Genomic DNA, 12,500 nt, shown 5'->3' with positions numbered 1-12,500 from the left:
GGATAATCGCCATGCTGGAAAACCGCTGGGAAGGCATCGATGAGTTCGTCGCCGTCGCTGAATGCAGTCAATTCACCGCGGCGGCGGAACGCCTTGGGGTGTCTTCGTCGCACATCAGCCGGCAAGTGGCTCGCCTGGAAGAACGGCTGCAAACGCGCTTGCTGTATCGCAGTACGCGCAAGGTGACCCTGACCGAAGCCGGCCAGACCTTTCTGCAACACTGCCAGCGCCTGCAGGATGGCCGCGAAGAGGCCCTGCGCGCCGTCGGCGACCTCGCCAGCGAGCCCAAGGGCATGCTGCGCATGACCTGCGCCGTGGCGTATGGCGAACGATTCATCGTGCCGCTGGTGACGCGGTTCATGGGGCTTTACCCGCAACTGCGGGTGGACATCGAACTGAGCAATCGTCAGTTGGACTTGGTACACGAAGGCCTCGACCTGGCGATTCGCCTGGGACGCCTGCAAGACTCGCGCATGGTCGCCAGCCGCCTGGCGCCGCGCCGCATGTACTTGTGCGCGTCGCCGTCCTACCTGGCGCGGTATGGGCGGCCGCACAGTTTATCGGAATTGACTCGGCACAACTGCCTGATCGGCAGCTCGGACATCTGGCAACTGGCCCAGGACGGGCGCGAATTTTCCCAAAGGGTGCAGGGCAACTGGCGCTGCAACAGTGGGCAGGCGGTGTTGGACGCGGCGTTGCAAGGGGTGGGCTTGTGTCAGTTGCCGGACTATTACGTGCTCGAGCATTTGCACAGTGGCGCGCTGGTGTCGTTACTGGAAGCGCATCAGCCGCCGAATACGGCGGTGTGGGCGTTGTATCCGCAGCAGCGGCATTTGTCGCCGAAGGTCAGGAAGCTGGTGGATTATTTAAAGGCAGGGTTGGCCGAACGGCCGGAGTACGGTACTGAGCATTGATGGCGTTTATCGTTTATGTAGGAGCGAGCTTGCTCGCGAAAAACTTGAGAGCGCCGCTTCAATCCAGATTGTCCGCGTTATCGTTGACGTTTTTCGCGAGCAAGCTCGCTCCTACAGCCGATTGGCCCAGCGTAGTCGCAGCCATTCCAGGTCCTCGGGCCGGGTCACCTTGATATTGTCCGAGCGCCCTTCGATCAGGCGCGGCGCCTGGCCAGACCATTCCATGGCCGACGCTTCGTCGGTAATGACCGCATCGGCCACAAGGCTGTCGGCCAGTGCACGGTGCAGCGCACCCAGGCGGAACATCTGCGGCGTGTAGGCCTGCCAGATCAAGCTGCGGTCAACGGTCTCGATGACGCGACCATGCTTGTCTACACGCTTGAGGGTATCGCGGGCCGGCACAGCCAGCAGGCCACCCACCGGATCGTCCGCGAGTTCGGCGAGCAGTTTGTCGAGATCGTCACGACTCAGGTTAGGCCGCGCCGCATCATGCACCAAGACCCAATCATCATCACTGGCGCCCAGGGCATTGAGCTGCAGCAACGCATTGAGTACCGAGCCCGAACGCTCCGAGCCACCGTCCGCCCGCTGGATACGCGGGTCAGCGGCACACGCGAGGTGAGGCCAGTAAGGGTCATCAACAGCAAGACTGACCACCAGGCCCTTGAGCGAGGGGTGGTCGAGAAAACAGCCAAGGCTGTGTTCGAGAATAGTGCGCCCGCCCAGTTGCAAGTACTGCTTGGGACGGTCCGCAGCCATACGGGCACCGATGCCCGCGGCAGGAATCACGGCCCAGAAGGCCGGCAAACGGTGATTCATTGGGCCAACTGGTAGAGGGTTTCGCCCTCCTTGACCATGCCCAACTCATGGCGAGCCCGCTCTTCGACGGTCTCCGTGCCTTTTTTCAGCTCAAGCACCTCGGCATCGAGAACGCGATTGCGCTCCAGCAGGCGTTCGTTTTCGGCGTGCTGGTCGGCAATTTGCTGGGTCAGGTCTTTTACCTGCGCAAAGCTGCCATTACCCACCCATAGGCGGTACTGCAGGCCAGCCAGCAACAAGAGCAAGACGAGGAACAACCAATTGGGACTGCGCATCGAATATCGGGTATCCAGTGAAAAAAGACCGCCATACAAAACTTTTGCAGCAACGGATAGCACGAAGCCTGGAAGACCCAGGCTTGTGCTTGATCGTCATCAGATTAGCGTCGAATTGCACACTCTCGTGATTTTTCCGACACAATCTGCCGACTTTTTACCATTTACTGATCAGCCGCGAAACTCGCTGCGACCGTTGTACTTGGCTTTACCCGCCAGTTGCTCTTCGATACGCAGCAATTGGTTGTACTTGGACACGCGATCGGAACGGCACAGCGAGCCGGTCTTGATCTGGCCCGCCGACGTGCCCACGGCCAGGTCGGCAATGGTCGAGTCTTCGGTTTCGCCGGAGCGGTGCGAGATCACGGCGGTGTAGCCCGCGGCCTTGGCCATCTGGATGGCTTCCAGGGTTTCGGTCAGGGTGCCGATCTGGTTGAACTTGATCAGGATCGAGTTGGCGATCTTCTTGTCGATGCCTTCTTTCAGGATCTTGGTGTTGGTCACGAACAGGTCGTCGCCCACCAGCTGGATTTTTTCGCCGATCTTGTCGGTGAGGATTTTCCAGCCGTCCCAGTCGGACTCGTCCAGGCCGTCTTCGATCGAGATGATCGGGTAGCGCTGGGTCAGGCCCTTGAGGTACTCGGCAAACCCTTCGGAGTTGAACACCTGGCCTTCGCCGGACAGGTTGTACTTACCGTCTTCGTAGAATTCGCTGGCGGCGCAGTCCAGGGCCAGGGTCACGTCGGTGCCCAGGGTGTAGCCGGCGTTGGCTACGGCTTCGGAGATGACTTTCAGTGCATCTTCGTTGGACGCCAGGTTCGGCGCGAAACCACCTTCGTCACCCACGGCGGTGCTCAGGCCACGGGCCTTCAGCACAGCCTTGAGGTGATGGAAAATCTCGGTGCCCATGCGCAGTCCTTCGGAGAAGGTCTTGGCGCCAACCGGCTGCACCATGAATTCCTGGATGTCGACGTTGTTATCGGCGTGCTCGCCGCCGTTGATGATGTTCATCATCGGCACCGGCATCGAGTACACACCCGGAGTGCCGTTGAGGTTGGCGATGTGGGCGTACAGCGGCAGGTCCTGGTCCTGCGCGGCGGCCTTGGCGGCGGCCAGGGACACGGCGAGGATGGCGTTGGCACCCAGGCTGCCTTTGTTTTCAGTGCCGTCGAGTTTGATCATCGCGTGGTCCAGGGCTTTCTGGTCCAGCGGGTCTTTGCCCAGCAACAGGTCGCGAATCGGACCGTTGATGTTGGCTACCGCCTTGAGGACACCCTTGCCCAGGTAACGGCTCTTGTCGCCATCACGCAGTTCCAGCGCTTCGCGGGAACCTGTGGAAGCACCGGACGGCGCGCAAGCGCTGCCGATGATGCCGTTATCGAGAAGCACGTCGGCTTCGACGGTGGGGTTGCCACGGGAGTCGAGAACTTCACGACCTTTGATGTCGACGATTTTTGCCATTGTTGTAAACACTCCAAAGTTGACGAAAATGCTCTATACCGCTCGATTTAACTTGTCGCGCACATTGCAATATTTGGAACGAACTTGCCAGTAATAGTGCCCTCTCGGGCCTCATCGCGAGCAAGCTCGGCTCCTACACGGAGAAATGGCGCTTACGCGGTCTCTACCGTCGGAAAACTCTTGACCAGTTCGTCCAACTGCTTGAGCTGGGCCAGGAATGGCTCCAGTTTGTCCAGGCGCAGGGCGCAAGGACCGTCGCATTTGGCGTTGTCCGGGTCCGGGTGGGCTTCCAGGAACAGGCCGGCCAGGGACTGGCTGATGCCGGCCTTGGCCAGGTCCAATACCTGGGCACGACGCCCGCCAGCGGAATCGGCGCGGCCACCCGGCATTTGCAGCGCGTGGGTCACGTCGAAGAACACCGGGTATTCGAACTGTTTCATGATGCCGAAACCGAGCATGTCCACCACGAGGTTGTTGTAGCCGAAGCTCGAACCGCGCTCGCAGAGGATCAACTGGTCGTTACCCGCTTCCACGCACTTGTTCAGGATGTGCTTCATTTCCTGGGGCGCGAGGAACTGGGCTTTCTTGATATTGATCACCGCACCGGTCTTGGCCATGGCGACCACGAGGTCGGTCTGGCGCGACAGGAAGGCCGGCAACTGGATGATGTCGCACACCTCGGCGACCACGGCAGCCTGTTCAGGCTCGTGGACGTCGGTGATGATCGGCACGCCGAAGGCTTGCTTGATGTCCTGGAAGATCCGCATACCTTCTTCAAGGCCCGGGCCGCGATAGGAGGTCACGGACGAACGGTTGGCCTTGTCGAAGCTGGCCTTGAACACATAAGGGATACCCAGTTTCTGGGTAACCTTGACGTACTCTTCACAGACCTGCATCGCCATGTCGCGGCTTTCCAGCACGTTCATGCCGCCGAACAGCACCATGGGCTTGTCGTTGGCAATCTCGATGTCGCCTACGCGAATGATCTTCTGGGCCATCAGCTTCACGCCTTCTTCTGATGTTGCGTCAGTGCTGCTTTAACGAAACCGCTGAACAACGGGTGACCGTCGCGCGGCGTCGAGGTGAACTCAGGGTGGAACTGGCAGGCCACGAACCATGGATGATCCGGCGCCTCGACCACTTCGACCAGCTTGCCGTCACCGGAGCGACCGGAGACTTTCAGGCCGGCTGCTTTGATCTGCGGCAGCAGGTTGTTGTTCACTTCGTAGCGGTGACGGTGACGCTCGACGATCACGTCCTTGCCGTAGCAGTCGTGGACCAGCGAACCCGGCTCCAGCAGGCAGTCTTGCGCGCCGAGGCGCATGGTGCCGCCCAGGTCGGACGATTCGGTACGGGTTTCAACGGCGCCGGTGGCGTCTTCCCACTCGGTGATCAGGCCTACGACCGGGTGGCCGCTGGAATGATCGAACTCGGTGGAGTTGGCGTCTTTCCAACCCAGCACGTTACGAGCGAACTCGATAACGGCCACTTGCATGCCCAGGCAGATCCCCAGGTACGGCACCTTGTGCTCACGAGCGTACTGCACGGCGGTGATCTTGCCTTCCACGCCACGCAGGCCGAAACCGCCTGGAACGAGGATCGCGTCGACGCCTTCGAGCAGCGCGGTGCCTTGGTTCTCGATGTCTTCGGAATCGATATAGCGCAGGTTGACCTTGGTACGGTTGCTGATGCCGGCGTGGCTCATCGCTTCGATCAGCGACTTGTACGCGTCCAAAAGCTCCATGTACTTGCCGACCATGGCGATGGTGACTTCGTGCTCAGGGTTGAGCTTGGCGTCGACCACGGCTTCCCACTCGGACAGATCCGCGCCGCCGCATTGCAGGCCGAAACGCTCGACCACAAAATCGTCCAGGCCCTGGGAATGCAGGATGCCCGGGATCTTGTAGATGGTGTCGGCGTCTTCCAGGGCAATCACCGCACGCTCTTCAACGTTGGTGAACTGCGCGATCTTGCGACGCGAGGAAATATCGATCGGGTGATCGGAACGGCACACCAGCACGTCCGGCTGCAGGCCGATGGAACGCAGTTCCTTGACCGAGTGCTGGGTTGGCTTGGTTTTGGTTTCGCCGGCGGTGGCGATGTAGGGCACCAGTGTCAGGTGCATCAGCATCGCGCGCTTGGCGCCGACTTCGAAACGCAACTGGCGGATGGCTTCGAGGAACGGTTGGGATTCGATGTCACCCACGGTGCCACCGATCTCGACCATCGCCACGTCGGCATCGCCCGCGCCCTTGATGATGCGGCGCTTGATTTCGTCGGTGATGTGCGGGATCACCTGGATGGTTGCACCCAGGTAGTCACCACGACGCTCCTTGCGCAGCACGTGTTCGTAGACACGGCCGGTGGTGAAGTTGTTGTTCTGGGTCATGGTCGTGCGGATGAACCGCTCGTAGTGGCCCAGGTCCAGGTCGGTCTCGGCGCCGTCGTGGGTGACGAACACTTCACCGTGCTGGAACGGGCTCATGGTGCCCGGGTCAACGTTGATGTACGGGTCCAGCTTGAGCATGGTGACCTTAAGTCCCCGCGCCTCCAGGATGGCCGCCAATGAAGCGGAGGCAATGCCTTTCCCCAATGAAGAAACAACACCGCCCGTGACGAATATGTAGCGCGTCATGAAAAACCCTAGAAGTCTGCGTTAAAGCGGTCCGAGCCGCCGGGGAAAGCGAAGGAAGGCCGAAGCCCCCGATCACCTGCATTAATCACAGTGCACCTTTCAAAAAAACCGCCGCGTGGTGACAGACCAGCAATGAAACACCGGTACGTTGATCGCTACACATTTTTTGGAATCGCCCAGCAAAGACTGCTTGGTAATCGGCAACTGCTGCGATTCAGGCGAATCCACAGAAGTTGTATCAAGAAGGGAGCGTAGTCTACCGGAAAGGCGCTATCAGCTCAAACCTTGATCGCAGGTCTGTGGCATCCAATGTAATTGCCAGCCGTCATTCGACGTCTTCCAAAGCCCTGCAAGGCTGGGCACAGCCAGCAATTGCTCGCCCCGATACAGCAGCGGCAATCTGCCACGGACAAAACCCGGCAGCCCACTTTCGTTGAGCAGACGCTTCAAATCGCGCCGACCGCGCCCCGGAATGTCGATGATTTCGCCGCCCTGGCGATAGCGAACCTGCAACACGCCCTCGGGAACCCGACCGATCAACCGGAGTTGGCCATTACCCGGTAACTCTAGCGGGTTTTGCGGCTGCGCCCAGCTCACCGATGCGTCGGAAAACTCCGACCAACTGGAGGGCAGCCACCAGATGCGCTCGCCGCAACGGTGCAGATCGCCGTTGGCCAAGCGCCACAGGGGTTGTGCATCGAGCTTGGCGTCGCGCAGGGAATGCCAGCCGGCCCAGTGGTCGCTGTCGGGTAAACGCGTCAGCGGGCTCAGCCAATGGCGCAGGGCGTTGCGTTGACGCGCGTCGGAAAGCTCACACAGCGGCGCCAGGACCAAGGACGGCAAGGGCAGCCACGGAAAAGGCGAAGGCTGCTCGGCGGCTTGCAGGTCGATGTGCGCCAACTCGTCCAACAGGCCTTGGGCTTCGCTCAAATGTTCAGCGGCACGGGCCAGGTTGGCCACGGCCTGGGGCCAGCGCTCGGTCAGCCGCGGGAATACACGATGGCGCAGGTAATTGCGCGAAAAGCGGGGATCGGCGTTGGAAGGGTCTTCGATCCACGTCAACTGGTGCTCCTCGGCGTAGGCCTGCAGCTGCGCGCGTGAACTGCGCAGCAACGGCCGCAGCAGATGACCGCCCGCCAGCGCACGCTGCATCGGCATGGCCGCCAATCCTTGCACCCCCGCGCCGCGCAACAGACGAAACAGCAAGGTTTCGGCCTGATCGTCGCGGTGCTGGCCGATGAGCAACACTTCCCCTGCCCCGACCACCTCACTGAATGCCTGATAGCGCGCATCACGGGCTGCGCGCTCCAGGCTTGCGCCAGCCCGCACCTGCACGCACATCACCCGCAACGGCACGCCAAGGGCGTCACAGACCGACTGACAATGAGCGGGCCAGGCATCGGCCGCAGCTTGCAGGCCATGGTGGACATGAACAGCGTCGAGCGTAGGAAGCTTCTCAGTTTTGGCGAGATTTGCCAGAAGGTGCAGCAGGACGGTGGAATCAAGCCCGCCGGAAAAAGCGATATGCCAGGCCGGAGCGTTGCGCCAGGGGGCCAGGGTTTGCAGGAGTTCGGCGGAGAGTAATGGTTTCATCAGATGTTACCGCCGCAAACCTGGAATACGTTGGCCAAGCATACACAAAGCAAATGTGGGAGGGGGCTTGCTCCCGATAGCGGCAGGTCAGTCACCAGATGCATTGACTGACACTCAGCAATCGGGAGCAAGCCCCCTCCCACATTTTTTACGGCTGCGGTTTAGAGACCGTAGCTCATCAGGCGCTCGTAACGCCGGGCCAACAGTGCTTCGGTATCCAGCTTCTTGAGCATCGCCAGTTGCGAACCCAGTTCGGCACGGATGGTCGCGGCAGCGGCGGCCGGGTCGCGGTGGGCGCCGCCCAATGGTTCGGCGATGACTTTATCCACGATACCCAGGCCCTTGAGGCGATCGGCGGTGATGCCCATCGCTTCGGCAGCGTCCGGCGCTTTCTCGGCGGTTTTCCACAGGATCGAGGCGCAACCTTCTGGCGAGATCACCGCGTAGGTCGAATATTGCAACATGTTCAGTTGGTCGCAGACACCAATGGCCAACGCACCGCCGGAACCACCTTCACCAATCACGGTGGCAATGATCGGGGTTTTCAGGCGGGACATGACGCGCAGGTTCCAGGCGATCGCTTCGCTCTGGTTGCGTTCTTCGGCGTCGATACCCGGGTACGCGCCCGGGGTGTCGATGAACGTCAGGATCGGCATCTTGAAGCGCTCGGCCATTTCCATCAGGCGGCAAGCCTTGCGGTAGCCTTCCGGACGCGGCATGCCGAAGTTACGGCGGACTTTCTCGCGCACTTCACGGCCTTTCTGGTGACCGATCACCATCACCGGCTGGTCGTCCAGGCGAGCGATACCGCCCACGATGGCGGCGTCGTCGGAGAAGTGGCGGTCGCCGTGCAGCTCGTCGAACTCGGTGAAGATGTGCTGAATGTAGTCCAGGGTGTACGGACGGCGCGGATGGCGGGCCAGGCGCGCAATCTGCCAGCTGGTCAACTTGCCGAAGATGTCTTCGGTGAGCGAGCTGCTCTTGTCTTGCAGGCGAGCGATTTCATCGCCGATATTCAGCGAGTTGTCATTGCCGACCAGGCGCAGTTCTTCGATCTTGGCTTGCAGGTCAGCGATCGGCTGTTCGAAATCAAGAAAATTCGGGTTCATAAGCGTCCGTCTTGGGTCGACGGCCAAGGAGTGCCTGGCCAGCCGGTTGTCTATTCGCGCCCTACCTTAAGGGAGAGGCGCGTCTAGGTCGAGATTAAATGTTTGGTCGAGATCAGGCTATTTGCCATCACCTGATCGTCAACGGTATTGGAGGAAGACGTTGTCACGACCGAACTGGTCACGCAATGCTTGAATCAAGCCGTCAGCGGGATCAATTCGCCAGGTCTCGCCGAACTGCAGCATGGCCTTGGCGTCGTTACCGGTGTATTCCATGGTCACCGGGCATGCGCCACGGTGGCGTTTGAGCAAGTCCCCCAACCAGCGCAGTTGATCGCCCTTGAGCGCCTCGGTCTTGACCTTCAAGCGCAGGCTTTCGGCCAGGTTGGTGCGCGCGTCTTCCATGCTCATCACGCGCTTGATCCGCAGGCGCAGGCCGCCGGAGAAGTCGTCGTTGCTGACCTCCCCTTCCACCACCACCATGGCGTCGGTCTGCAACAGCGACTGCGCCGAATGGAACGCATCGGCAAACAGCGACGCCTCGATCCGGCCGGAGCGGTCGTCGAGGGTGATAAAGCCCATCTTGTCGCCCTTTTTGTTTTTCATCACCCGCAGGGCGATGATCATGCCGGCGACGGTCTGGGTGTCGCGCGCCGGTTTCAGGTCGATGATGCGCTGACGGGCGAAACGACGGATTTCCCCTTCGTATTCGTCAATCGGGTGACCGGTCAGGTACAGGCCCAGGGTGTCTTTCTCACCTTTGAGGCGTTCCTTGAGGGTCAGCTCCTTGGCCTTGCGATGGTTGGCGTAGACATCCGCGTCTTCTTCGACGAACAACCCGCCAAACAGGTCGGCGTGACCGCTGTCGTGGGTGCGGGCGGTCTGTTCGGCGGCCTTGATCGCTTCTTCCATGGCGGTCAGCAGCACCGCGCGATTGCGGTCGATATTCGCCTGGTAGGCCTTCGGCTCATCATGGAAATACGGGCCGAGACGGTCGAGGGCGCCGCTGCGGATCAAGCCATCGAGGGTACGTTTGTTGATGCGCTTGAGGTCGACCCGCGCGCAGAAATCGAACAGATCCTTGAACGGGCCGTTTTGGCGCGCCTCGGTGATCGCTTCCACCGGGCCCTCGCCCACCCCCTTGATCGCGCCCAGGCCATAGATGATGCGGCCTTCGTCGTTCACGGTGAACTTGAACTCCGAGGCGTTCACGTCCGGCGCGTCGAGGCGCAGCTTCATGGTTCGCACTTCCTCGATCAAGGTCACGACCTTGTCGGTGTTGTGCATATCCGCCGAGAGTACCGCGGCCATGAACGGCGCCGGGTAGTGGGCCTTCAGCCAGGCGGTCTGGTACGACACCAGGCCGTAGGCAGCGGAGTGGGATTTGTTGAAGCCATAACCGGCGAATTTTTCCACCAGGTCGAAAATGTTACCGGCAAGGTCGGCGTCGATATTGTTGGTGGCGCAACCCTCAATGAAACCGCCGCGCTGCTTGGCCATTTCCTCGGGCTTTTTCTTACCCATGGCGCGACGCAGCATGTCCGCACCACCGAGGGTGTAACCGGCCATGACCTGAGCGATCTGCATCACCTGTTCCTGGTACAGGATGATGCCGTAGGTCGGTGCCAGTACCGGCTTGAGGCCTTCGTACTGGTAGTCCGAGTGCGGGTAGGCCAGTTCGGCGCGACCGTGCTTACGGTTGATGAAGTCATCCACCATGCCCGATTGCAGCGGGCCCGGACGGAACAGGGCGACCAGTGCGATCAAGTCTTCCAGGCAGTCGGGCTTGAGCTTTTTGATCAGCTCTTTCATGCCGCGGGATTCCAGCTGGAACACCGCCGTGGTTTCGGCTTTTTGCAGCAGGCTGTAGGTCGGCTTGTCATCCAGCGGGATAAACGCGATGTCCAGCGGTGCTTCGCCGACCTTGGCACGGTCGCGGTTGATCGTCTTGAGCGCCCAGTCGATGATCGTCAGAGTCCGCAGGCCGAGGAAGTCGAACTTCACCAGGCCGGCCGCCTCCACGTCGTCCTTGTCGAACTGGGTCACCAGGCCATCGCCTTCTTCGTCGCAATAGATCGGCGAAAAGTCGGTGAGCTTGGTCGGCGCGATCACCACGCCACCGGCGTGTTTACCGACGTTACGCACCACGCCTTCGAGCTTGCGCGCCATCTCCCAGATTTCGGCGGCTTCTTCGTCGACCTTGATGAAGTCGCGCAGGATTTCTTCCTGCTCGTAGGCCTTTTCCAGGGTCATGCCGACTTCGAACGGGATCATCTTCGACAGGCGATCCGCCAGCCCGTAGGACTTGCCCTGCACCCGGGCCACGTCGCGGATTACCGCCTTGGCCGCCATGGAACCGAACGTGATGATCTGGCTCACGGCGTTGCGGCCATACTTATCGGCCACGTATTCGATCACGCGGTCGCGACCGTCCATGCAGAAGTCGACGTCGAAGTCGGGCATGGAGACCCGTTCCGGGTTAAGGAAGCGTTCGAACAGCAGGTCATATTCCAGCGGGTCGAGGTCGGTGATCTTCTGCACATAGGCAACCAGCGAGCCGGCACCCGAGCCCCGGCCTGGACCGACCGGCACGCCGTTACTCTTGGCCCACTGGATAAAGTCCATCACGATCAGGAAGTAACCGGGGAACCCCATCTGGATGATGATATCCAGCTCGAAATTCAGCCGATCGACGTAGACCTGGCGCTTGGCTTCGTAATCTTCGGTGGTGTCCTTGGGCAGCAGGACCGAGAGGCGTTCCTCCAGGCCATCGAACGATACCTTGCGGAAATACTCATCGATGGTCATGCCTTCGGGAATCGGGAAGTTGGGCAGGAAGTGCTTGCCCAGCTTCACTTCGATATTGCAGCGCTTGGCGATTTCGACGGAGTTTTCCAGGGCCTCGGGCAGGTCGCTGAACAGCTCGGCCATTTCCTCGGCGCTTTTGAGGTATTGCTCTTCGCTGTAGTTTTTCGAGCGGCGCGGGTCATCCAGGGCCCGGCCTTCGCCGATGCACACGCGGGTTTCGTGGGCTTCGAAATCTTCCTTCTTGATGAAGCGCACATCGTTGGTCGCCACCAGCGGCGCGCCCAGCTTGTCGGCCAGGGCCACGGCGGCGTGCAGATGTTCTTCATCGTTGGGGCGGTTGGTGCGCTGGACTTCCAGGTAGAAGCGGTCAGGGAACACGGCCATCCACTCGCGGGCCAGCACTTCGGCTTCCTGCGGGTTGCCGCCCAGCAGCGCGATCCCGATTTCGCCCTCTTTGGCCGCCGAGAGCATGATCACGCCCTCGCTGGCCTCGGCCACCCACTCACGCTCGATGATCACCGCGCCGTTGCGCTGGCCGTCGATGAAGCCACGGGAAATCAGTTCAGTGAGGTTGCGATAACCGACGCCGTTCATCGCCAACAGGCTGATGCGGCTCAGAGGGTTATCCGGGTCTTTGTTCGACAGCCACAGGTCGGCGCCGCAGATCGGCTTGATGCCGGCGCCCATGGCGTTCTTGTAGAACTTGACCAGGGAACACATGTTGTTCTGATCGGTGACCGCGACGGCAGGCATGTTCATGCCCACCAGGGTTTTGACCAGCGGTTTGATCCGTACCAGGCCGTCGACCAGGGAGTATTCAGTGTGCAGGCGTAGGTGAACGAATGAAGCCGGCATAGTGATCCTGTCTTAAACGTAGAAACAACAAGGC

The 12,500-nt window shown here is 60.7% G+C and carries 9 protein-coding genes; 1 reads left to right on the top strand and 8 read right to left on the bottom strand.

All coding sequences use genetic code 11. The features are described from left to right. Nucleotides 1-11: 11 nt before the first annotated feature. Nucleotides 12-914 (top strand): LysR substrate-binding domain-containing protein, encoded by a 903-nt coding sequence (locus C8K66_RS22500; RefSeq protein ID WP_046384458.1) that lies wholly within the window; start codon nucleotides 12-14, stop codon nucleotides 912-914. Nucleotides 915-1,025: 111 nt separating this feature from the next. On the opposite strand, the gene ispD is transcribed toward C8K66_RS22500, so the two are convergent. The 8 genes from ispD to dnaE all read right to left on the bottom strand — a co-directional run bounded on the left by ispD (nucleotide 1,026) and on the right by dnaE (nucleotide 12,466). Further along, nucleotides 1,026-1,733 (bottom strand): 2-C-methyl-D-erythritol 4-phosphate cytidylyltransferase, encoded by a 708-nt coding sequence (gene ispD, locus C8K66_RS22495; RefSeq protein ID WP_017844759.1) that lies wholly within the window; start codon nucleotides 1,731-1,733, stop codon nucleotides 1,026-1,028. Further along, the gene (ftsB, locus tag C8K66_RS22490) at nucleotides 1,730-2,008 is read right to left on the bottom strand and encodes a cell division protein FtsB (RefSeq protein WP_003172294.1); all 279 of its coding nucleotides are present in this window, start codon (nucleotides 2,006-2,008) and stop codon (nucleotides 1,730-1,732) included. The genes ispD and ftsB overlap by 4 nt, the downstream gene beginning before the upstream one ends. A 171-nt stretch (nucleotides 2,009-2,179) precedes the next feature. After that, nucleotides 2,180-3,469: a phosphopyruvate hydratase gene (gene eno, locus C8K66_RS22485; RefSeq protein WP_017844757.1), complete on the bottom strand. Its 1,290-nt coding sequence runs from the start codon at nucleotides 3,467-3,469 to the stop codon at nucleotides 2,180-2,182. Between the two features lie 152 nt (nucleotides 3,470-3,621). Next, complete coding sequence (gene kdsA, locus C8K66_RS22480) at nucleotides 3,622-4,467, bottom strand: 3-deoxy-8-phosphooctulonate synthase (protein ID WP_010563535.1); 846 nt, start codon at nucleotides 4,465-4,467, stop codon at nucleotides 3,622-3,624. Between the two features lie 5 nt (nucleotides 4,468-4,472). Then, entirely contained in the window at nucleotides 4,473-6,104 is a 1,632-nt protein-coding gene (locus C8K66_RS22475; protein ID WP_026139768.1) for a CTP synthase, read from the bottom strand. A 273-nt stretch (nucleotides 6,105-6,377) separates the two neighbouring features. Beyond that, entirely contained in the window at nucleotides 6,378-7,697 is a 1,320-nt protein-coding gene (tilS, locus tag C8K66_RS22470) for a tRNA lysidine(34) synthetase TilS (protein ID WP_108525964.1), read from the bottom strand. Between the two features lie 161 nt (nucleotides 7,698-7,858). After that, nucleotides 7,859-8,806, bottom strand: a complete 948-nt coding sequence (locus C8K66_RS22465) for an acetyl-CoA carboxylase carboxyltransferase subunit alpha (protein ID WP_017844753.1) — start codon at nucleotides 8,804-8,806, stop codon at nucleotides 7,859-7,861. Nucleotides 8,807-8,944: 138 nt separating this feature from the next. Continuing rightward, nucleotides 8,945-12,466 (bottom strand): DNA polymerase III subunit alpha, encoded by a 3,522-nt coding sequence (gene dnaE / locus C8K66_RS22460; protein WP_046384461.1) that lies wholly within the window; start codon nucleotides 12,464-12,466, stop codon nucleotides 8,945-8,947. Nucleotides 12,467-12,500 lie beyond the last annotated feature (34 nt).

Origin of the sequence: Pseudomonas sp. GV105 (genome assembly GCF_003058185.1) — a bacterium.
GTDB classification, from domain to species: domain Bacteria; phylum Pseudomonadota; class Gammaproteobacteria; order Pseudomonadales; family Pseudomonadaceae; genus Aquipseudomonas; species Aquipseudomonas veronii.
Note: the sequence above shows the minus strand (reverse complement) of the source record. Positions and strands in the feature narration are given on the sequence as shown.

Bases quoted from the DNA above. Each gene is read 5' to 3' on its own strand.
- C8K66_RS22500 (WP_046384458.1), top strand. From the start codon at position 12: ATGCTGGAAAACCGCTGGGAAGGCATCGATGAGTTCGTCGCCGTCGCT.
- C8K66_RS22475 (WP_026139768.1), bottom strand. From the start codon at position 6,104: ATGACGCGCTACATATTCGTCACGGGCGGTGTTGTTTCTTCATTGGGG.
- ispD (WP_017844759.1), bottom strand. From the start codon at position 1,733: ATGAATCACCGTTTGCCGGCCTTCTGGGCCGTGATTCCTGCCGCGGGC.
- eno (WP_017844757.1), bottom strand. From the start codon at position 3,469: ATGGCAAAAATCGTCGACATCAAAGGTCGTGAAGTTCTCGACTCCCGT.
- C8K66_RS22465 (WP_017844753.1), bottom strand. From the start codon at position 8,806: ATGAACCCGAATTTTCTTGATTTCGAACAGCCGATCGCTGACCTGCAA.
- ftsB (WP_003172294.1), bottom strand. From the start codon at position 2,008: ATGCGCAGTCCCAATTGGTTGTTCCTCGTCTTGCTCTTGTTGCTGGCT.
- kdsA (WP_010563535.1), bottom strand. From the start codon at position 4,467: ATGGCCCAGAAGATCATTCGCGTAGGCGACATCGAGATTGCCAACGAC.
- tilS (WP_108525964.1), bottom strand. From the start codon at position 7,697: ATGAAACCATTACTCTCCGCCGAACTCCTGCAAACCCTGGCCCCCTGG.
- dnaE (WP_046384461.1), bottom strand. From the start codon at position 12,466: ATGCCGGCTTCATTCGTTCACCTACGCCTGCACACTGAATACTCCCTG.